Origin of the sequence: Nocardia speluncae NBRC 108251, assembly GCF_001613245.1 — a bacterium.
GTDB classification, from domain to species: domain Bacteria; phylum Actinomycetota; class Actinomycetes; order Mycobacteriales; family Mycobacteriaceae; genus Nocardia; species Nocardia speluncae.
Map to the genome: position 1 here is coordinate 11,291 of NZ_BDBZ01000048.1, position 21,457 is coordinate 32,747.

The following is a 21,457-nucleotide window of genomic DNA, read 5'->3' on the forward strand; positions in this document are numbered from 1 at the left end:
ATGAACGCCCCATCCCAGAAACGACCTGCGCCGAGGCCATCACAAGCCCTGGACGCCGCGGCGGCTATCGCAGCCGCCGCGTTCGTGGCGGTACTGATCACCTTCGCCGGCACAGTCGATGCCGCCGCGCAGCCAGCGACACCGACCGTCCCGGTGACCCCTACTCCCAGCACGCCCGCACCGACCACTACCCCGCCGCGGACGAGGTGGGTGGAGCCACCCCCGTCCACGACCACCGTCCCGACAAGCCCGACCTCACCCGTGCCGGGCGATCCAGGCTCGCCGGGTTCGGAGCCCGATGCTGCCGAGTGCGGGGTCAGCAACATCTCCGGATGCGTGGACAACGCGATAGACGGGTTCTTCCAGCGGCTGGTCGAATCCGCGCTCAACCCGCTTCTGGATCTGCTCTCCCAAACCCTGCTGACGACTCCGGAACCGGGGGATCTCCCTCGGGTCGGTGAATTATGGGATTCGTCGTGGCAGGCAATGCTCGCGATCTACGGGCTGCTGGTGATGGCAGCCGGGATCTTGCTGATGGTCCGCGAAACCCTGCAAACCCGATACTCGATACAGGATCTCGCGCCGCGGATCGTGGCCGGGTTCCTCGCAGGGGCAACGAGCCTGCTCATCGCCTCTCAGGCGATCCACTTCGCCAACGCCCTCGCCACCGGCCTCGCCGGAGACGGCCTCAACCCCGGTTCCGCCGGCGCCGCGCTGCGGGAACTCGCCACCATCACCGCAGTCCGGGGCCTGGTGAGCCCGGCGGCGGGGCCCGGGATATTCATGCTGCTCCTCGAACTCGCGCTCGTGGTTCTGCTGGTGCTGCTGCTGATCACCTACGTGGTGCGGGTGGCGATCACCATCATCTTGGTCGTCGCCGCCCCGCTGGCGTTGATGTGCCACGTCCTACCGGGCCTGGATGCGGTGGCGCGGTGGTGGTGGCGCTCGTTCGCCGCGTGCCTGGCCATCCAGGTGGTGCAGTCCCTGGTGCTGATCACCTCGCTGCGGGTGTTCCTCACCCCTGGCGGCTGGGAGTTCTTCGGCCCCAACGCCGACGGACTGGTCAGCTTGATCATCGGGCTCGCGTTGATCGCCGTGCTGATCAAGGTCCCGTTCTGGCTCCTGTCGAGCATGCGCATCGGCCCCAGCGGCGGACGCAGCATGATCGGCTCGCTGGCCCGCGGCTTCATCGCCTACAAAACCTACGGCCTGCTCAAAGGCGGCTCGTCCGGTAGCGGGCGCGGCACTGCGGCCACTCCGGCCCGGCTGTCCCAGCCCCGGTTGTGGCAGGGACGGCCCGCTGCTCCGTCGGCGCCCCCGGACCCGTATGCGCGGGTGCGCTCGACACGCGACGGGCAACTCATGCTCCCCCTCGACGGTGTGCGTCGAGGGCAGCGGCAACCAAGCCCGGCCCCACCCGCCTCCACCACGACGGCTCCGCCCCGCCCGGCCCGCTCACCGCGTGGGCGGCAACTCGCGTTCGACTTCACCGAGCCCGACCCGTATCGGGGAATCCGACCCGGGCGCGGCGGCCAGTACCCGCTGCCGATCCCGGTACGCCGAGTACGGCCCTCACCACCAATACCGCCGCAACCTCCAGCGGCGCGAGCGGCTCCTCGGCGTCGACCCGAACAGCTCACCTTCGATTTCGCCGAACCGGCTCCGGTTGATCCTTACGCACGGGACCGTCCCGGGCGTGGCGGTCAGTACCCGCTGCCGTTCCCGGTGATCCGAGTCAAACCCGCGCCACCGCCACCTGTCACACCCCAACCACCCGCGCCGGTGCGTTCGACCGGACGGCAACTGCATCTGCCGATGCCCGACCTGCCCGTGCGCCGCCGCGCGCCGCGCGCTCCCCGAGGAGGAACACGTCGATGAGTAGCAGTATCGTCCGAATACCCGCTGACGTCGACCGCAGCGACCGCATCGTCGGACCATTCACCGCCCGCCAGATCGCTGTTCTCGCCACCACCACCCTGTTGATGTATTCGGCGTGGATCGCTACGCGGGCCGTCCTCGCACCTGCGGTGTTCCTGGTCGCCGTTACTCCGATCGCGGTCGTGGTCACCGTCGTCATCTCGACCCGCCGCGACGGGCTGTCGGCCGACCTGCTGCTGGTCGCCGCGATCCGGCACCGCCTCCTATCCCGCCACCTCGTGACCGGCACTGAGGCAACAGGGCTCGCGGCGCCGAGGTGGATCACCGACCGCGCCAAGCGGGCCCGGCCCCGTCCGCCGCGCCCGGCGGCGCTATCGACTCAGGGGCAGCGGCTACCGGAGACGGTGACCCCCGGCAGTACTGGCGTCGGGGTAGTCGATCTCGGATCCGATGGGCTGGTTGTCGTCGCGGTCGCGGGCACCCTGAACCTGTCGTTGCGGACCCCGGCCGAGCAGGACAGCCTCGTCGGGCAGCTCGCGGGCTGGCTGCACACCCTGCGCCAGCCCGTCCAGATCCTGATCCGCTCGGCCCGCCTCGACCTCACCACCCACCTCACCGGCCTGCACGCCGCCGCCCGCGACATGTCGCCGGAGCTCGCCGCCGCCGCGGCCGACCACGCCGCGCATCTGAGTGACCTCGCCGCGGGGGAGTACCTGGCCCGCCGCCAAGTGCTGCTCGTCTGGCGCGAACCACTCAACCAGCCCGCCACCACCTCGCCGCGGGCCAGCCTGCTCAGGCGAAACCGGTCCCGGCGTGCCGTGTCGGCCGCCGCGCGTCGCGGCGCGGAGTCGCGGCTGCTGCGTCGGCTCAACGAGGCCGCCGATGTCCTGTCTCCGCTGGGCGTGACCGTCACCGCCCTTGATGAACTCCAGGCCAGCGCGGTCCTGCGCAGTTGCTGCAATCCCGAGGGCCTCGTATCCGCTGCCATTGACGTCTCGGCTGCGGCAGCCGTCGTCACCGCCGCCGGATCGGGCGATGCCGGGGTGCCGGACCCGTTCGCCGGGCCGGAGGCGGTCGGGTTCGCGCCCGAGTCGTTGACGATCGGCACCCGGCACCTGGAGATCGGCGGGGACTGGGCCGCCACCCTCGCGGTCACCGGATATCCGAGGGAAGTTGCGGCCGGCTGGCTCGCGCCGCTGCTGACCCATCCCGGTCGGGTCGAGGTTGCTGTGCACATCGACCCTGTCGATCCTGTGACTGCCGCTACCCGGTTGCGTCGTCAGCTCGCGCGTCTGGAGTCTTCCCGCATGCATGATGCGGGCCGGGGCCGGCTGTCGGATCCGCAGGTCGATGTCGCGGTCGAGGACGCCGCCGAGCTGTCGGCGCGTGTGGCACGCGCTGAAGCACGGTTGTTCCGGGTGGGGATCTACCTCACTGTCCACGCCGACACCGAAGCCGAACTCGCCGACGAACTCGCCGCGGTCCGCGCGCTGGCGGCGAGCCTGCTCGTGGACACCTGCACGCTGGCCTACCGCGCCGCTCAAGCCTGGGTCACCACTTTGCCCCTGGGCCTGGACCTGATCCGGGTGCGGCGCACCTTCGACACCACAGCCCTCGCCGCGGCGTTCCCCTTCGACTCCCCACAACTACCCGCCCCCGACCCATCACAAGCCGAGCGGCCCCAGGGCGTGTTCTACGGCCGCGACGCCGCATCGGGGCTGCTTTTCGTGGACCGCTTCGCCCCCGAGGCCCACAACCACAACCTGGTCGTCCTGGGCCGCAGCGGCGCAGGCAAGTCGTATCTGGTCAAGACCGAGATCCTGCGTTCGCTCTATCGCGGGATCGAACAAATCGTCATCGACCCCGAAGACGAATACCGCCGCCTCGCCCACGCGGTCGGCGGCACCCACCTGCGCCTCGGCGCCGAAGGGCAGCGACTCAACCCCTTCGACCTGGAAATCCACACCCGCCCCGAAGGCAGCCGCAGCGCCCCCGCCGACGCTCTCACCCGCCGCAAACTGTTCCTGCACACCCTCATCACGGTCCTGCTCGGCGACCAGAACCCCGCCCAGCGAGCAGTCCTCGACATCGCCCTGACGGCCACCTACACCGACGCCGGAATCACCGACGACCCCGCCACCTGGGCCCACCCCGCCCCGACCCTGAGCGGCCTGCGCGAGCACCTGGCCCGCCTCGATACACCAGTGGCCGGCGAGATCGCCGATGGACTCGCGCCCTACGCCGGCGCCGGAGCCTATGCCGGGCTGCTCGACGGACCCACCACCACCAATCCCGAAGGCGGGCTGGTGGTGTTCTCACTGCGGGAGCTTCCCGAGGAACTCAAAACCATCGGCACTCTGCTTGTCCTCGACGTGACCTGGCGGCGGGTCTCCAACCCGGCCGACCGGCGGCCCCGCATGATCACCGTCGACGAAGCATGGCTGCTCATGCGCCAACCCGCCGGAGCCCAGTTCCTGTTCAAGGCGGCGAAGAGCTTCCGCAAACACTGGGCCGGGCTCACCATCGCCACCCAGGACAGCGCCGATGTCCTGTCCACCGAACTCGGACGCGCGATCGTCTCCAACGCCGCCACCCAGATCCTGCTCCGCCAAGCACCCCAAGCCATCAACGAGGTAGCCGCGGCGTTCCGGCTCTCCGAGGGCGAGCAACAGTTTCTGCTCTCCGCCGCCCGCGGCAGCGGACTGCTCGCGGTCGGCGGCACCGACCGCGCGGTATTCGCATCGCTGGCCTCACCGACCGAGAACGCTCTGATCACCACCGATCCCAGCGAACTCGCCATGAACGGCCATGAGACGGATTCCGACGTCGATCTCGGCGCGGCAGCGGTCCCGATGCCTCCGAGCCCTGGCATGAAGGCAACTGAGCAGCGAAAGGCCCCTCAGCGATGACCCCCGCACGCAAGTCGGCCGGCGACCCGGCCGCGTCGAAAGCAGCGGCGGGCGGGTCGATCCAGGCGGGCGGAGCGGTCGTTCCACGCCGGGCAAAACACCCGGACGATACCGTGCGCAAATTCGGAAACAGTGGAAATAGCCGCAGATCTAAAAGAAACTCAATGGCACCGCTTGACCCAGCGGCGATATCGAGCGTGAATATAGACCCGTCGCCGGAAAACGGAAATATTCAGAATTCGGCGGCGGACTACTGGCTCAGCACGGAGGAAGTGTCTCGGCGACTTAAAATCCCTGAGAAAACCCTCGCGAACTGGGCCTCACTCGGAAAAGGTCCTCGCTTTGCTCGAATGGGCAGATATCGGAGATACCGATTCAGTGACCTCCTCGCCTGGGAGGAAGCGCAGCTCGAACTCGGGGAAAGTGCGTGAACCCGACCGGATTCGGATCGTAGATAGACAGAATGGGAAAGGTGCTAGAGATATGCCTCGGCAAGCGTTGGCAATAGGAACATACGGCAATATCACCTGCACGAAACTGGGGCTACGGCAATTCCGGGCACGGGCCCGATACCGCGCCTACAGTGGAGAAACCGTCCGGGTCGAAGGATGGGGAACCAGCAAAACCGGCGCAGAGAACCGCCTCAAAGAAGTCGTTCAGGAACGGATCAAGTCGGAGGGGCGTCAGCGAAACGGTACCGTCACCCGGAACACGCTGATTCCTGAACTGGCAGACCTCTGGCTCGAGGAAATGGCACTCGACGAGACAACGCTCCCGCAAACCCTGCAATGGTATCGGGAAGAGATAGAACCCTCCGATGACCCGCGTGCCCGAAAAGACACCGTGAAGATCAAAACGGCGATGAGCGGCGTGCGGCTGTTCGAGGCCGACACCTCCTACCTGGACGCTCACCTGAAGATGATCCAGAAGAACGGGCACACCCGCAAAGCCCAATCCCACAAGATCATCCTGACCGGCATGATGAGCCTGGCCGTCCGTCACGGAGCGATTCGCGAGAACCCCATGCGCGAAGTCGGCAAAATCAAACGCAAGAAGACGAAACCCAAAGCGATGGACGAGACCACCCGCAACGGTCTACGCGCCCAGCTCGAAACCTGGCTCGCCGGTGAAGCGATCCCCGGCACGCCCGCCTACACAAGCGGCCCGGCACGCGATCCCGACATCCTCAACGCCGCCGACATACTCCTGGGAACCGGGGCGCGCCCGGGAGAATGCCTCGCGTTCCGTCGCTGCGACATCGACAGATCCGCGACCCCGTGGGAGATGACCATCAGCGGCACCATCGTCCGTGTGACCGGAGTCGGGCTGTACCGGCAGGAGTGGACCAAGACCGATGCCGGGTACCGCACCGTCGTGCTGCCGAGATTCACGATCGAGACCCTGCGGGCACTCGGTGCCGATGACTGGGATCCCGACGACGAAGCTCCACTCTTTCCGTCGCGGCGCGGCGGCTGGCGCGACCCTCATAATTTCGGCCGCACCTGGCGCGCAGCACGCGGCACGACCTACGCCTGGATCACCCCGAAGACCTACCGCAAGACGAATCTGACCGCTGTGGCCGAACAGTTCGGAGCCGAACAGGCCAAGCGGCAGGCCGGACACCGCAACAGTTCCACCACCGAACAGCACTACATCGACCAACCCGCGCTGGCCCCCGATTCCACCGCCGTTCTCAACCGGCTAGCACCAGCCGTCTCCGGCACCGCCCAGGACAACCCTGGGAACCAGGATTGGTAGGACACCCGCACGATGCCCCAACGCCCGGCATGCAGCGCGGCAGGGGCCCCACAGCGCCGCGGGGCCCAGGACACACGTCGCCAGGGACCGTGCAAACTTGACTGCCCCCGCACTAACCCCCCGCTTTGAACGGGAAACCATGGGAACCAACGGGAAGCGACGGGACGGACTGCCGACGCGTTTCCGCAGTTCACGGGGTGTTTCGGGAAGCGATGGGAACCACGAGGCGTTTGGAACCCCTGCGTGGGGGTCAGGGGTTCGAGTCCCCTTAGCTCCACCATAGGGTCACTACTAGAACCCGGGGCTGAATGAACGCCCTGGAGTAGGACCCCTACTCCTCCCTTCATTCGGGAGTTGCCTGATTCAGGAGCATCCCGGCTTGTCTTGTGCCGGGTTGCGCCGCATGTTCCTGCTTGTGCCCGTTGGGCGGCGTGTAGCTGTCCGAAGGGTTCGTGCAGGCGGTGGCCGTTGATCTGCTCGTCGTCGATGTAGAGCTGTTGGAAGATTGCCTGATTGAACAGGCGGCGCTGGTGTTCGTTGCAGCGGCGATACAGTTCTTGGGGGTTCTCCAGCAGTGTGAGCGCGGCGTCGATGAGTCGGGCGCTGGATGACAGGTCTTCGGTCGTTGTTGCCAGGCGTTCGGTCAGTCGTCGCCGTTGGTGGGCGATGTCGCGGAGTTTGGCTTTGATCTTGGGCTGCGGAAGGGTGGCGTCGGCTGCCAGGTCGATGAGGTTCTCTTCCTGGGCGTCGAGTGCCTGCAGTTCGGTGGTCAGTTGTTTCTGGAGGAGTCGGTCGGCGGTCTCTTGAGCGTTGATGGCTTCGGCGATCTGGTTGCGGATGCTGGTGATGAAGTCGCTGCGGAATCGGATCGTCGCGTAGTGCGCCTCGACGGCGTCTTCGACAAGGGCGACGTTGATGTGTGGCGCGTTGCAGGTGCCCTTCTGTTTGTTGCGGCAGAAGAAGTAGAGGTATTCGTTGCCGTGTCGGTTGGTTGTTCGCTGGATGATCATCCGCCCGACGGTCCCGGTCCGCTGGCAGCGTCCGCAGAACAGTGACCCTTTGAGGTAGTGGTGGTGGACGCGTCGGCGTTCGTGGGCGTTGGTCCGGGATTCGAGGATCTCTTGGACGTTGTCGAAGAGGTTCTCGTCGATCAGCGGCTCGTGTCGGCCCTGCATCTCCTCGCCCTTGTAGATGACGTAGCCGAGGTAGTAGCGGTCGCGCAGCATCGTCGAGAGCTTGTTTTTGGATACTCGTTGGGCGGGGTGGCGGTGGGTCGGTCGGGTGCGCAGTCCGCGGTCGTAGAGTTCCTCGGATAGTTCGTCGAGGGTGTAGTCGCCGGTGGCGTACAGCTGGAACGCGAGCTGGACGAGCGGTGCGCGTTCGGGGTCGACGCCGATGGTGCGGATCTCGCGGCCGTCGAATCGGTCGAAGATGTTGAGGTACCCGAGCCGGGCGCGGCCGAGTGTGCCGCCGTTGCGGGCTTTCTGGCCCATCTTGTAGGAGATGTCGGCGCCGGACTCGCGGGACTGGTACTCGTTGAAGGTGGCGAGGATGCCGTGCATGAGCTGGCCGACCGGCGAGTCGTCGATGGATTCAGTGGCGGAGACCAGGGTGACGTTTCGCTTGCGGAGGTCGGCCATGACGATGGCGTCGTCGAACCGGTTTCGGGCCATACGAGACAGTTTGTAGACGATGACGTAGTCGACGTCTTGATGGTTTCGAATTCGAGCGAGCAGTTTTTGGAACTCGACTCGTTTCGACATTTCGGTCGCACTCCGGCCAGGCTCGATGTATTCGTCGACGATGGTCAGGCCGAGTTGATTTGCCTTGTTCTGGCAGGCGACACGTTGAGCGGGAATCGATATGCCTTCCGGGTCGTAGTCTGTCTTGAACTGCCCCGGCGATGAGACACGTAGGTAGATGACAGCACGGTCGCCCGCCTTCAAAGGTGCTGGCAGTGATGGGAGTTCGGATGCCAAGTCGTCATCCGCATCGTTCCCCGGGCCTACGTACGCGCTCACCATGGAGATTCCTTATTCTCGACGTCACGGTATTTTCGCGATCGATATTATTATGATTCGACAGAGGGTGTTATATTCCTTGTGGTCCTTAATTCTGTGGTCGTTAATTCGAGATCTATCAAATTTGTGAATCGGGGGATTTCAGGCGGCCTTTTTGTTGGAGTTGAATTCTGTAGTTTCATCCAGGATTGATGAATTCTTCGGAGGTTGTGCCGCGTCTTCATTGCGTGACTCTTCTGCCGTGGTCAAGAGGCTGGACAGCAGGCGGGCAAGCTTGCGGGTATCGGGCGGGTCTCGGCGGGTGTCACGTACAGAAACGCGCTGCGCCCGTGGCTTCGCCTGGCTATCCCGATGTTCGACCCGACCGGCCGGATGCTTATCCGGGCGTGGCTCATCGGTTTCCGCAGGCACGGGCTCGACAGCGGCTTCGGTCGACGAGTCGATCGGGTCGTGCCCCGATGGCAGGTTCACTCCGATATGGGGGTCGGGTCGGTTCACGGTGGTCCTCCAGTGTCCAGATCTGTCCACCGGCACCAAGGCGGTGCCGAGGCGGCCTCTACGGGTAACTCCTCGTTTTCGGCCCCGGATTGGACACACCAACCCCCGTAAACCACTCCACCGACGGCCGGTGGAACGGCCGGATTCGACGTAGTGGCATGCCCGGAGGCCCTGCGTCGCGGCGATCGAAGCACACCTCGGCGCGGGTCCGCAGGGCTGTGTGATGGTTGCGGCCTTGAGCGGCAACCGTAGGCGTGGCCAGGCTCGAGGCGCTCGATATCAGCCCGGCGCCTCGCATCGGGCAATCGGCTTCTCCGGCTGGCTAGTTGTCTTCTCGCCCCGATTCCGGGGCTGGCGGCTTCACATGTTGATGGTCATGGCCCACATGGTGGGCCTGGCACCTACTGGTAGATGGAAGCTTTCAGTGGTCGCGAACCCCAGTCGCTGGTAGTAGGGGGTGTTGTCTTCCCGGGTGCATACGAGGTAGGCAGGGGTGGCGGGAGCCGATGTCAGGCGATCGGTGATCAGGCGTGTCGCGTAGCCGTGCCCTTGGTGTGCGGGTGAGGTTCCGATGTTGGCTAGGTACCAATGTTCGGGCTGGTGGGGGTGGTGTCGATCGAGGGTGCGCCGGACGGTGATCGCAGCGAATGTGCGGCTGGTGAGGGCGGGCAGAAGGTCGGGTGCGGCACGCAGGGTGGTGCTGACGGGTTGGTCCCATCGGGCGGGTGGGTCCCAGACGGCGACTGAGCGGATGACTCCGTCGGGGTCGGTGGCGACGCGAACTCCTCCGCCGGGGAGGTGGAAGTGGCGCAGGGAGGCGGTGAAGTACCTGGGCAGGGCGCGGTGGCGCTGCTGCGGGTTGGGCCAGATCGCGCTCATGAGCGGGTCGTCGCGGAAGGCGTCGGCGAGTACCTGGGCGCAGTCGGTGATGTCCGCGGTGGTGGCGGCACGGGTGGTGATCGGCACGGCGGACTCCTGATGGGTTGGCACACTGATGGGTATGAAGATGGGGCGGTGCCCGTTCACGGCGGGAATTCATGCGGTCGACGAACTTCACGAGGATCTCAGAACCAGTGAACCCGGTGTGCACGAGGCCGAGCTACCGGACGGGTCACCGGTGTGGGTGGTCACCGGATGGGACGCGGTGACCACACTACTGGCCGATCCCCGGATGTCGGCGGCCAAGGCCGACTCCACCACCGGCTTCCGAGGCCAGAACCTGCCCGCGGCATTGGAGGCGAACCTGCTCAATATCGATGGGGAGCAGCATCGACGTGTACGGAAACTGGCGGCCGAGGCGTTCGCGCCCGCACATCACGCCTCACAGGAACAGGTGGTGCGGGCTGCCGTGACGGAGTTGGTCGACGCATTGCCGGCGACTGGCGATATCGACTTGATGGGCGGGCTGTGCGAGCCGTTGCCGCCGCAGGTGATCGGCACCTTGCTCGGGTTGCCCGCCGACAAGCTCGATGCCTTCCGTGCAGCGGCCCGGCCTCTGTTCTTGATCGACACATCGACGCACGGCGCGGCGGTGCAGGGTGCGATGGGGACGATGTTGATGCTGGTGGCCGGGGTGATCGACGACAAGAGGCGCGATCCTGGCGATGATCTGCTCTCGCGCTGGCTCTCAGCCCGCGACGGGCAGGACCGTCTCAGTGAGGACGAGTTGATCAGTTTGGCGTTTGCCGTGATCATCGGCGGATTCGAGAACGTCACCTCGCTGACGTCTGCGGTGCTGGATGAACTGGTCCGGTACCGCTGCGAGGAGGCGCGCGAGTTACTGGGGTCACCGCCGGAGTTCGCCCGGCTGGTGCGCAAGGTGATGGGTGCCGTGGCGCCGGTGAACTATGCGCTGCGCCGGTTCCCGCTGACCGACATCGATGTCAACGGAATCCGAATCCCCCGAGGACACACCGTGATCTTGTCCCTGCGGTCGGCTCATCTCGACCCCGCCCGGCGGGAACGTCACGACCTGGTATTCGGACACGGTCGACATTTCTGTATCGGTGCCGCCTTGGCGGAGATGCAAGCCGTCCATGTCGCCCGCGCGGTCTTGGAGAAGTACCCGGTACTGAAACCGGTCAAGCCGCGCGAGCAGTATCTGTTGCGGCCGTCGTGGCTCACCTATGCCCTCGCGGAACTTTCCGTATCCACCGCGTGACCTGCGGTTCGAGCACCGTTGCGGCGCGCTGTTCTAAGATCGTTGAAAGATTCAACCAGGAAGGATCAGCGACCTCGGAGATCGACGCGATGCCGAAAAGCGGATGGACGCTCATCGAAACCTTGGAGCCGGGTCGGCTCACCGTCGTTGCGCGCGATCACGAAGCCCGAGATCGAACCTCCTTCGAGCGAGCCGTCACCGACCAGCTGGGAATCGGCAAAGCCCCAGGGCACGAGGCTGCACAATGGCTGGAAGCGCTGATCGCCGACATGCGGTCGCATCCCGAAGCGGCGGCCACGCATCGCGTCCTGCGCAACGGTCACACGGTCAGCGCCCGTCTCGTGCCGGTGATCGGGCCGGACAATGCGCTCCACGGCGCGCATGTGTGGTTGGGTCCCGATGGGACCCAACCACAGCAGCGGCCGGTGTCGGCCTTCGCGTTCACCTGGGACTCCCACCTGCGGCTCGCGGAATTTCCGGCGGCGCTGACCGGCGGGACGCCGCGCTCGCAACTCACGGCACCAGAAATCTTCCGCTTCGTCGAACCAGCAGACGGGCTTTCACTGATCAGGGCGCTGCTGTCGTCACAACCGGGTGACAGCTGGAGCGGTGCGGTCACCGTAACAGTCGGCAAGAACAACAGGCCGGGTCATGTCGTCATGGCCGCTGGCACGCCCCCACAGCCTCCAGCGAAGTGGCGTGGACTGCTGTTCGAAACCTCGACTCCGATGGCCGGGATGAGCTTGGAGGCAGCGGCACTGGCCGCGATACCGCGCATATCGCAGGTCCATATGGTGCTGGTCGACATCGCCAAGATGCGGTTGATCCGCTGGATCACCGATCCGCTACCCGACGTCCAGTGGAAAGGGCAGGTCGACCAACGCGACACCCCACACCCTGACGACGTGAAACGCATCTTCGCCGCCGCCGCCGACGTGTTCACCGGCAAAGCCGAATCCGCTGAAGTGCACGATGTGCGGTTGAGGCGCCGCGGGGGTGGATGGGTTGTCGTTGACGGCTCCGGTGCCATAGTCGGAACCTCTGACGCGGGTCCCGCGCTTGCCGTGCTGCAACTGCGGGTGACAGGGCACTCCGACGAACCCGACCCGGTGGCCCCCACAGATGCAGGGCATCCCGGGCTTGACGATCCAGAACAGCCGGACCCGCTCCCGAGCTGACGGAATGTGAACACCTACCACCTCGGATAGGCGTTTGTTATGATGGCGAAGTTCTGATTCCCGGTACCAGTCTCTGACGGACGCCGGATGAGCGCTCGAGTCCTGCGGACCGAGCGTGGTCTCATCCAGGCAACCAGGGAGGGTACCGATGAAAAGCTCGCCCATTGATCAACGGCAGTCAGCCACAATGGCCGACGAGATCATCGAGTTGCCGACGAGGGTGAACCGGCTGTTCAGCACGTTCCACCCTCGCACGGAACCCGAGCAAGACCCGGCAGATGTCGCTCGCAGTGTCAGCGCCATCGTCGGCGAGACCATACTTGCCGAGGAAATCATCGCGCTGCGGACCGGCAGCACGAGCGGTGGAGTCGACCCCACGGTGCTGCAGGCCATTGCCCAGCACTTCCACGTCCTGCCGGTGTATCTCACCGGTACCTCTGACGAGGCTCGCCCCGTCGACCGCCAGTTGCGGTTGCTATCGGCGGCACGCGATGCCGGCGTCAGGCATATGGCGTTGCGCGGCAACGACATCGATATCACCGCTTTGACTCGCGAGCTGTCCAGGCTCGCGCCTCCAGACCACAGCGCAGCCTGACCAGAGGGACCGGGCCGTGCTTTACCGACACAACGCCGAATGCGAAGGAGATCGCCGCACACGCGACGCCACCGGGAGGGATGAATAGCAATGAACGACACGGCAGTACATGTCCAGGAGACCGCACGGATCGTGCCGGTGCCATGGCCGTGGGATCCGAACGAGTACGTGAAGCGGGTCGCGGAGTATCGGCAACGGCCGATCACGGTGTGCCCCATCGACGCGAATGCGTTGTCGGGAGCCGGGTGCGGGACCGGTAGCGGGTTGTGGATCGCTCGGGAGTACGACGACATCATCATGGTCGGGGCCGAAACCGAATGGCACGCTGGACACATCATCGCCCACGAGATCGGGCACATGCTCCTGGGACATGGCTCGTCCACTCCGGAGCCCGACGGTGATGTACTGCCGTTGCAGACATTGATGCCCTTACTGGATCCGGCGTCGATCCGCAGCGTTCTCTGGCGCCGGGACTATGGGACCGCCCGCGAACAGGCTGCCGAATCATTCGCCGGGTTGGTGATGGTCGAGGCGACCTTGCCGCGGCGACGACCCTCGCCGTTCCGATCCACCTTCTTCCTCGGGCGGCACCGATGACCTCGCCGATTCCCGGCCTACTGGCCTGGCCCGTGCTGTTCGCTGTCACCGCGATCACCGCCGGACGGTGGTGGCTGCTGGGCGACAAGGTCGTCGATCGGCTGATCAACCGGGCTCTGCTGGCAGCGATTGCGGGACTACTGATGCGGGAAGCGTGGGCCGAAGACCTGGCCGCGCGCCTCGTGTGGTTCGTCGGTGATGCCGAGATGGTGCAGCTGTGCCGCCAAGCTTCGTTCGGGGCAATCCTGGTATCGGTCTCCTATATCTATGGCATTGCGAAATTGTGGGACGGAGCGGACCCTGCAGATACCTGGCGTCGACAGCGCGTTTATGACCTCGTCGCCCTCTCGGCGTCCGCGGTGATCCTGATCGCCGGCACCCCCGCGCGCCGTGCCGATCAGCTGATCGACGAGGCATTGGGCTGGCCGGCGGTGATCGCGTGGGTGGCGTTCTATCTGCCGCTCGGAATCACCGCATGGGTAATCGCCCGCATCAGCTTCCGCGAGTTGCGCAGCGACGCGTTCCTGCGCGAGCGTGTGCTGTACCTGGGTGTACTTGTTCTCGCCGCCGGACTCGGGCTCAGTTCGCTCGCAATTCCATTCCAGACCGGGTTCGCCGTCGTGCAGAACCAACCGTCTGCGGACCCGGATATGAGCAGCAAAGGCTGGACCTTTTTCTTGGCCAATGTTGTCGCGTCTGCTGCAGTAGCAGTGCCGTTGGTGAGCACAATCCTCATAAGAACCGGACACGACCGGACCAGCCGCTATTGCCGCCGCCTGCAGCCCGTGTGGCGCGACCTGACCGCCAGTGTCCCCGAGATCGTGCTCGCCCCACCAGGAGATGGCGGCGGGGTGGAACCGGCGCTGCGGCTTCACCGGATGATCGTCGAGATCCGCGACGCTCTCCTGCACCTCAAGCCTTACACCACAGCCAGATACCCGGCCGGCCCTGACCGTGAGGGCATGCTGTCCTATGCAGTGGCAATTCTCGCGGCGATCGACCAGAAGAACGCCGGGCGAGCACCGCAGGACGAGCCCAGCCCCGGGCTCCAACCGGTTCGGCTCGGTCCGCGAGACTTGACCACCGACCTGAACGAACTGCTGGACCTGGCCGGTGTGTGGCCGACAGCCCGACATATCGCCTCGATCGAAACGCCCTTGAGCACTCGGTGCGCGACACCTTCGACCAGTAGGAGCACGATGTGATGGCGATGAGTCCGCCCCGGACCGGCAGGGACGAGGCGGCAGTATTGCCGCATCCGAGGTGGAGGCTGCCTGTCGTCGGTGACCTGTTCACCATGAACGTGGCCAAACCCACCCAGACATCGCGGCGGGATGCCCGAAGGCTGGGGCCGATCTTCGAGCGGCGCATCACCAATTGGCCGATGATCGTGGTCTCCGGCGCCGACCTCATCGCGGAAATCAACGACGAACACCACTGGACCAAGCACCTCGGAGTGCCCCTGCGCAAGCTGCGCCGAGTCGCCCGGGACGGACTGTTCACCGCCCGCAACGACGAACCGGCCTGGTCGGCAGCACACAACATCCTCGCGCCAGCCTTCACCCAAACAGCAATGCGTTCCTACCACCAGACGATGGCCGCCACCATCGGTGAATTGCTCGACACCTGGGGCGACACGCACCACATCGCCGACATCGCGGAGGAAATGAACCGGCTCACCCTGGAAATCATCGCCCGCACCGGGTTCGGCTACTCGTTCGATTCGTTCTCCTACACCCCCGGCCAAGCGCACCCCTTCGTCGAAGCCATGCTGCGCGGCCTGACTTACATCAACCGCAACGCCAACCTCCCCCCGCTGTTGCAGAACACCCTGGGACGGCGCGCCGCCGGGCAGCATCGCCGCGACATCGCCTTTATGCACCGAACCGTCGACGACGTGATCGCCGCACGCCGGACCAGTGGCACCGTCGGCCAGCACGACGATTTGCTCGACCGCATGCTCACCACCACCGACCCTGACACCGGCGAGCATCTCGATGCCACCAATATCCGCAACCAGATCCTGACGTTCCTGGTCGCTGGCCACGAGACCAGCGCGGGCGCACTGGCCTTCGCGCTCTACGAGCTGGCGAAGAATCCCGAGGTCGCGGCACGAGCGCGCGCCGAGGTCGACGACCATTTCCCGGGGCGCGACCGGCCGATAACCAGCTACGAGGACGTCGCGAAGCTGCGGTATCTGCGGCGGGTGGTCGATGAAACGTTGCGGTTGTGGCCGGTCGCGCCCGGTTATTTCCGCGAGGCGCGCCATGAGGTCACGATCGGTGACGGCAAATACCGCTTCCAGCAAGGCGATTGGGTATTCGTGCTCACCTGGTATGCGCACCGCGACCCGGAAACCTGGGGTCCGGACGCAGAACGTTTCGACCCGGACCGATGGGCCCCTCAGCGGCAGCGTGAGCTGGACCGCCGTCGCGTATACAGGCCGTTCGGGGTCGGGCACCGCGCCTGCATCGGCCGCCAATTCGCCAATCACGAAGTCCTGCTCACTCTCGCCCACGTCCTCCACCAGTACGAGATCCACATCGACGGTGACTACACCCTCGACGTCGCAGAGCAGATCACCCTCAAACCAGCCGGACTGCGGGTACGAGTCGACCGCCGCACGGATCTGACGACGCATTAACCGGCCGACCCTGCGATCAAGCGTGCCCGCCGTCCAGGCCACCTGTCTCAGCAAGTAGATATCGCCGGATTCAGTTTCGAGTCCGGGAGGCCGTCGATGTCGGGTGTCGGGTCGACGGGCCCTCCTTTCGTGCACCGTTGGGAGAGGCCGACCGATGGTCGGTCACATGTTCTGAGTGCAGAGCGGGTGGGACGGCGACGCCGGCTGCGTCGAGCTCGCCGAACATGGTGAACATTCGGTCGAGCACGTCCTGCTGGTGCTGGTCCAGCTTGGCGAGAGCAGCGTGTACTTGATTTCGCAGCTTGGCCCCGGTCGCCAGGGTTTCGCGCGCGTCTTGGACGATCCGCTGCAGGTGGGCGAAGAACCCGCCCCGGTCGACGTATTCGAGCAACCGGTCGGCACGCCCACGACGGGCCTTGCCCGCAATCGCGTGACGTTTGTTGTCGATCACCGCCTGCCGCAACGGAATGGACATGTACGTTGCCAGGTCGGCGGCACACAGGAGGATGCCGTCGCGGATTGCCACACCATCCACCGTGGCCGGCATCGACGCGCTCACGAGCACTCCGAGACCGGCGTGATCACGATCAACATCACGGACAAGCTTAGGAATCCACGCCGAGCTGAAGTGCTTGGTTCTCTTGCACTCCCACAAAATAGATCCCCAGCTTCGGCCGTCGACACGCACGATCTGGAGGACATCACCGCCCTTCTGACCGTTCCGAATCACCGAAATCTCATCTTCGGGGTAGCGGCGCTGCAGTTCCTCAGCGAATGCGTGCTGGTAGGCGACTCCCGTCGGCTGTGGTGGTGGCCCCGGCGAAATCTTGCTCTCAGCCAGAGCAAGCTGGTCCAGCGCCCGCTTCTCCCGGTTCTGGTACTCCAGAATCACCGGACGATACTTCCGTTCGGCCTCCTGCTGCGCCCGTTTGCGTTCACTGCGAGCGATCTGATCTCGCATCCGCGACTGCTCGGCCTGCATCTGCTCGAGTTGTTCCTGAGCCTCGGCCAGAGCGACCGTCGCGGCCTGAGCCCGCTGCTTCTCCGTTGCCGCGGTTTCGCTACTTCGCTGCGCTTGGTTCCGCAGCCGATTGACCTCGTTTCGCATCCCGGCGCGGACCCGTGTCAGGACGTCGTTCTCCATGGCTTTCTCTCGGGCAGCGAAATCCTGTTCCAGTTCGAGGCGCACTCTGGCGACCTGCGGTGCTGCGAGCTGTTCGATAAAGGCAGAGCCGAGCTCTGCGCCGCACCGTGGACAGATTGCTGCCGGCTGGAAGCAACCAAGACACTCGAACGGGCCCAAGTCCGGCCCCTGGTGGTAGGCGAGTTCAGCGGCCTCGACGATCACCTGCCGCCGCACATCCCACGCCACGTCCATCTCGAGCTCCTCCCCGCTCGTGCTCGCGCTGCACCTCGTGGTAGCCGAGCCCGTCCACCAGGATGGCAGCTCCGGATCGACCGCTGAGCGGTTATCGACGCGGTTGTGAGGCGGTGAACAGGGTGACGTCTCCGATGTCGGTCAGGTGATACTCGCCGAAGGCCGCGTCGAGTGCTGCGGCGAGGTCCGCCCGGGTGTCGTGGCGGTTGTTGAAGGCGCCGACGCGCCGGTAGGTGGTGGTGAGAAGCCGGCCGAACCCGGTGTGCGGTGTGTGGTCTCCGAGGATGGTGGAGCCGAACAGCGTGCCGTCATCCGCGAGCACCCGGGCAAGGTGGCTGAACGCAATACCCTTCGCGGTGAAATCGCCAGGGACACAGTGTAAAACGAAGTTGATGCCGATCGAGTCGTAACCCGCTCCGGCCGGGGCGGGCACTGGCTCGAGAACACTGGCGACGGTTTCGTGCACGGTGTGTCCTGCCTTGCGCAGTCGACGGGCGGCGTAGGCGAGGGAGGTTCGGTTCAGATCCGTCAGCGTGATCTCGGCGTCGTCGGGGAATCGGGTGTGGGCTGGATACCAGCCTGAACCGGGTCCGACTTCGAGGTGGCGGCGGCCGGCGTGGCGGTGATATGGGGCGAGCATGGTGTCCGCGGGGCACCGCCACCCGAATCGGTTGCTCAGCCGGATCACCCAGATGTCGTAGATGGCCAGAAACGGCAGGCAGTACGGTGCCGCCGCCCTGCGGACTGCATCGCCGGACACCGGCGACCCGGTGTCATTGTGGGAACCGCCCATCACCACCCCGTATTGTCTGCTCGTTGTCAGTCCCGGGACACAGCTTTGCACACGCCTACCCCGGTGCCCAGGGTGTTGTGGATTTCGCCAGAACCGCAGCCATTTCGGGCCTATCAGGGTGAGGCCCGGCGTTCAGTTCGGAGCGACCGCGCGAGATGTGGTCGCAGCGTCCTGGTTGCGTTTCTGGAAGCGCTGTTCGAATGCTTGCTGCAGGGCATCGTCGAGATCTTCCGCCCGTCCGATGAGCCAGCGCCGGTACAGCTTTTCCGTGGCGTCGGGGTCATCTGGGGAAACCGGCGCGGCGAGAGATTCGCCGAAGGCGATCTCGACGAGCGGATGGACTTGGGTGCCACGGTTGGCTTCGAGGACGCTCGTGACGAACGGGCCGACAATGCCGCTGATGGCATCATCGAGCTTGCCGATCGCGTTCGGCAGCTCGGCGATGGGGGCGGTTCGGAGAAACCGTTGGGCATCCAGTAGTGGCAGGAGCTGTTCGAGGCTGAGGCTGATGCTGGATGCGCCTGGCTCGAACGCGGGAGTGTCGGACTCGACCGGCACCGGTGGCCGACGGTCGTAGTAGGCGGCCCGCGCTGAGCCCTCCTGCCATCCGAGGCCGGTGTCGAACTTGGCGAAGGTACTCGGCCGCACATTGGCCGACAGCTCGCAACGGTCGGCCCGCTGCTGGGCAGGGACCGCTGGTCCGCCGCGCTGGTGCACCTCCGGCATCGTCAGATTGCCCAGCTGCTGACGCCGCTCGCGCACCATCCGGGCGAAGAACTCGTCGTGGGCTCCCATGAGCAGAACTGTACCCGTAAAGTTCGGAAAAGTCGCCATCAGGAGCCAAATCCCTCGGCATCCAGAGAAAAGTTACTGTTTTATTCTTGAAAAGTTCGAGATACGTGCATAGTTTGGGTGGTGTATCTCACGACTTGGTGGGAGGAGGGGCCGCCCCGGGGTCGTGACCGACGCAGAGAGCGAGGTAAGTCATGACTACATCGATGAACAGCCGTTCGGATGCTGCGGTGTCCGGCGCGGCGGTGGTGGCGGCAGCGCGTGCTGCCGGAGGGGGCCGTAGCTCCTCCGTGGGGATCTGGGTGATCTGGATGCGCGGCAGGCGAGTGGTGAGTTGCGAGGCGGTGTTCCGGCTCGACCAGGACATTCCAGCGTGCCGACCGGACGGGGTCGACGCTGCGGTGGTGGTTGTCGTCGCGCCGTCGCGGTTGGCCGACCCGGTGATCGGCCGTGCTGAGGTCATTGTCGACTACCTCGACGGGCAAGGCGTCGATGTTCGTGTGGTACACGCCTGCGCCTTGCATCCAGGGGCGTTGTGGACCTCGTTGCGCGGTCCTGCGGTCGGTGGGGTCATCGGGGCGACCGGACCGGTGGTGCACTCGTCTCGGAGGCATCGGTGGCTACCTGGATTCGGAGCCTGTGCAGGGCATCGTCTAGCGATGGCCGCGCTTGTCCCGTTGGCGGCGGCGGTGTTCGCAGCACCGGTTGCGCATGCGGGTCCAGTGGGTCAGCCGGGAGTGATCTCGGACCCCCGGCCAGGACAAGCGGGCGTCGTAGGCCCCGTGGTTCCGGAACCGCGGACCAGGACCATTCCTGTCGGGCCGGACCGGTCGACTCCCGATGAGAAGACCGATACCCCGGCGCCCGCTCAGATGCCGGCCCCGATCTCACCGGCACCCCAGGTCCTGCCCGAGCCGGAGGCCGTTCCCGAGCCCCGGATAGTTCCTGAACCCCACGTGTGGTCGGAGCCCCCGTCGGTGTCCCGGCCCGAAATGGGCTATGAGCCGCAGGTGGCGATCGAGCCGCAGGTGGCTGTGGAACCCGCGCAGCCAGTGGTCGAGGTATACCCGCAGCCGGGCACCAGCGACGGTTACGCCGAGGTGCAGGCGTCGGTGGTGGGCGAGGATTCGCTGCATTTCGGTGGGGTGAGTGTGCCGCGGCCAGAGGGGATGTCATCCGAGGTCGCGCAACGGGAACGCGACTGGAACGACATCGTGGTCGCCGAGGCCGCCGAGGTCTTGGATCAGGCTGGGCTGGCGGACCCTGATGTGGATGCTGCGCTAGGTGTCGGCACTGAGCCTGTGCCGCTCCCGGTGGTGGTCGCGGAGGTCGAGGCCGCGGTACCCCAGCCGATCGTCGAAGAGGTGACGGCGGTGGTGGTCAGCGAACCTGTCGCCGACGTGGTCGAGACGGTCGAGTCCCAGGCCGCGCAGGTGCTCAACGACGTGCTGGCGCAATGGCCGCCGGCGCTCGGCTGACCAAGCGGGGTGCATCGGTGATGAGAAGAATCGACCCCCAGGACGAGTCGAACGATGACCGGCAGATCGTGCTCGACGGGCCGCCGCCGACCGAAATAGCCGAATGGCTGGCCTCCGCCGGTGCACCCGATACCGCGGAAGATCGACGCTGGCTGACTTCCGAGTACCGCACCGGCGGGCCGGGTAGGGCGCGAGCCGTCCTGGGCGGCGTGGTGATGCTCGCTGTGGTCGCTGCCACCGTGGTGGTGGCAACCATGCTCATCTCCGGCATCGACGGCGTAGACCACGGTGTTGACGTGCCGATGTCTCTCACCGTCGCGCTTTCGCTTTCTCCCGGTGGCCTCGAACACGCACTCACCGTCACCGGGAGCACCGCCGCTTGTGGTCCCGAAACCATCGAGGCCACCGAAGCCGTAGCCGGGCCTCGCCCCCTACGGCCGGCCACCGGCGCAGCGGCAATTGCTGCGTTCGAGGCCGCCTACTACCACGCCCGCGACGGCGTACTCGCTCGCGAAGTCGTCGCGGCCGACGCCGCGATATCGGATGCCGCCACCATCCAGGCCGGCATCGACTCGGCGCCGCTGGGCACCACCTACTGTGCCCGGATCCGCCGGTTGAACCCCGGCTTGTACGCGGTCGAGATCACCGACACCCCGCCCGGTGCGGCACCACGGGTGTGGCGGCAACGGATCTCCACCACACAACTCGACCGGCACTCGGTGATCACCGCGATCGTGTCCGAGTAGCCGGGCCCCATCCCTGTACCCCATCGTCGAC

General features: G+C 65.8%; 19 protein-coding genes. 12 read left to right on the forward strand and 7 right to left on the reverse strand.

The annotated features are described in order from the left end of the window. The 4 genes from NS6_RS32165 (at nucleotide 1) to NS6_RS32175 (ending at nucleotide 6,545) form a co-directional block, all read left to right on the forward strand. Nucleotides 1-1,878 (forward strand): TrbL/VirB6 family protein, encoded by a 1,878-nt coding sequence (locus tag NS6_RS32165; RefSeq protein WP_157113065.1) that lies wholly within the window; start codon nucleotides 1-3, stop codon nucleotides 1,876-1,878. Next, on the forward strand, nucleotides 1,875-4,787 hold the full coding sequence (locus NS6_RS32170; RefSeq protein ID WP_068049970.1) for a PrgI family protein: 2,913 nt from the start codon (nucleotides 1,875-1,877) through the stop codon (nucleotides 4,785-4,787). The genes NS6_RS32165 and NS6_RS32170 overlap by 4 nt, the downstream gene beginning before the upstream one ends. A 164-nt stretch (nucleotides 4,788-4,951) precedes the next feature. Then, nucleotides 4,952-5,218, forward strand: a complete 267-nt coding sequence (locus NS6_RS34430; RefSeq protein ID WP_084471649.1) for a helix-turn-helix domain-containing protein — start codon at nucleotides 4,952-4,954, stop codon at nucleotides 5,216-5,218. Between the two features lie 52 nt (nucleotides 5,219-5,270). After that, a complete protein-coding gene (locus NS6_RS32175; protein ID WP_068049972.1) occupies nucleotides 5,271-6,545 on the forward strand; it encodes a tyrosine-type recombinase/integrase in 1,275 nt (424 codons plus the stop codon). Here NS6_RS32175 and NS6_RS34435 read toward each other — a convergent pair. The 3 genes from NS6_RS34435 to NS6_RS32200 all read right to left on the reverse strand — a co-directional run bounded on the left by NS6_RS34435 (nucleotide 6,437) and on the right by NS6_RS32200 (nucleotide 10,030). Further along, a complete protein-coding gene (locus NS6_RS34435; protein WP_084471651.1) occupies nucleotides 6,437-8,569 on the reverse strand; it encodes a recombinase family protein in 2,133 nt (710 codons plus the stop codon). The genes NS6_RS32175 and NS6_RS34435 overlap by 109 nt on opposite strands. 138 nt (nucleotides 8,570-8,707) lie before the next feature. Beyond that, a complete protein-coding gene (locus NS6_RS32195) occupies nucleotides 8,708-9,064 on the reverse strand; it encodes a hypothetical protein (RefSeq protein ID WP_068049976.1) in 357 nt (118 codons plus the stop codon). A gap of 360 nt (nucleotides 9,065-9,424) precedes the next feature. Further along, on the reverse strand, nucleotides 9,425-10,030 hold the full coding sequence (locus NS6_RS32200) for a GNAT family N-acetyltransferase (protein ID WP_232110912.1): 606 nt from the start codon (nucleotides 10,028-10,030) through the stop codon (nucleotides 9,425-9,427). A gap of 34 nt (nucleotides 10,031-10,064) precedes the next feature. Here NS6_RS32200 and NS6_RS32205 point away from each other — a divergent pair, with 34 nt between their 5' ends. The 6 genes from NS6_RS32205 (at nucleotide 10,065) to NS6_RS32230 (ending at nucleotide 16,239) form a co-directional block, all read left to right on the forward strand. Next, on the forward strand, nucleotides 10,065-11,225 hold the full coding sequence (locus tag NS6_RS32205; RefSeq protein ID WP_138456824.1) for a cytochrome P450 family protein: 1,161 nt from the start codon (nucleotides 10,065-10,067) through the stop codon (nucleotides 11,223-11,225). Nucleotides 11,226-11,314: 89 nt separating this feature from the next. Next, nucleotides 11,315-12,403: a GAF domain-containing protein gene (locus NS6_RS32210; protein ID WP_043735737.1), complete on the forward strand. Its 1,089-nt coding sequence runs from the start codon at nucleotides 11,315-11,317 to the stop codon at nucleotides 12,401-12,403. Between the two features lie 148 nt (nucleotides 12,404-12,551). Next, the gene (locus tag NS6_RS32215; protein WP_138456826.1) at nucleotides 12,552-12,998 is read left to right on the forward strand and encodes a hypothetical protein; all 447 of its coding nucleotides are present in this window, start codon (nucleotides 12,552-12,554) and stop codon (nucleotides 12,996-12,998) included. 90 nt (nucleotides 12,999-13,088) lie between these two features. Next, the gene (locus NS6_RS32220; RefSeq protein ID WP_043735740.1) at nucleotides 13,089-13,595 is read left to right on the forward strand and encodes a hypothetical protein; all 507 of its coding nucleotides are present in this window, start codon (nucleotides 13,089-13,091) and stop codon (nucleotides 13,593-13,595) included. Next, entirely contained in the window at nucleotides 13,592-14,800 is a 1,209-nt protein-coding gene (locus tag NS6_RS32225) for an MAB_1171c family putative transporter (protein WP_043735742.1), read from the forward strand. The genes NS6_RS32220 and NS6_RS32225 overlap by 4 nt, the downstream gene beginning before the upstream one ends. Nucleotides 14,801-14,805: 5 nt before the next feature. Continuing rightward, nucleotides 14,806-16,239, forward strand: coding sequence for a cytochrome P450 (locus NS6_RS32230; protein WP_086007582.1), 1,434 nt, complete (start codon nucleotides 14,806-14,808; stop codon nucleotides 16,237-16,239). A gap of 70 nt (nucleotides 16,240-16,309) precedes the next feature. On the opposite strand, the gene NS6_RS32235 is transcribed toward NS6_RS32230, so the two are convergent. The 4 genes from NS6_RS32235 to NS6_RS32250 all read right to left on the reverse strand — a co-directional run bounded on the left by NS6_RS32235 (nucleotide 16,310) and on the right by NS6_RS32250 (nucleotide 19,665). Beyond that, nucleotides 16,310-17,617, reverse strand: coding sequence for a DUF2130 domain-containing protein (locus NS6_RS32235; RefSeq protein WP_054814853.1), 1,308 nt, complete (start codon nucleotides 17,615-17,617; stop codon nucleotides 16,310-16,312). A gap of 91 nt (nucleotides 17,618-17,708) precedes the next feature. Then, a complete protein-coding gene (locus NS6_RS32240; RefSeq protein ID WP_043735756.1) occupies nucleotides 17,709-18,377 on the reverse strand; it encodes a class I SAM-dependent methyltransferase in 669 nt (222 codons plus the stop codon). Nucleotides 18,378-18,542: 165 nt separating this feature from the next. Next, entirely contained in the window at nucleotides 18,543-19,205 is a 663-nt protein-coding gene (locus NS6_RS32245; protein ID WP_043735744.1) for a hypothetical protein, read from the reverse strand. A 127-nt stretch (nucleotides 19,206-19,332) separates the two neighbouring features. After that, on the reverse strand, nucleotides 19,333-19,665 hold the full coding sequence (locus NS6_RS32250; protein WP_043735745.1) for a hypothetical protein: 333 nt from the start codon (nucleotides 19,663-19,665) through the stop codon (nucleotides 19,333-19,335). A gap of 514 nt (nucleotides 19,666-20,179) precedes the next feature. On the opposite strand from NS6_RS32250, the gene NS6_RS32255 reads away from it, so the two are divergent. Both NS6_RS32255 and NS6_RS32260 read left to right on the forward strand, forming a co-directional pair. Beyond that, entirely contained in the window at nucleotides 20,180-20,680 is a 501-nt protein-coding gene (locus tag NS6_RS32255) for a hypothetical protein (RefSeq protein WP_138456828.1), read from the forward strand. 20 nt (nucleotides 20,681-20,700) lie between these two features. After that, a complete protein-coding gene (locus NS6_RS32260; RefSeq protein WP_138456829.1) occupies nucleotides 20,701-21,426 on the forward strand; it encodes a DUF8176 domain-containing protein in 726 nt (241 codons plus the stop codon). The last annotated feature ends 31 nt before the right edge of the window (nucleotides 21,427-21,457 follow it).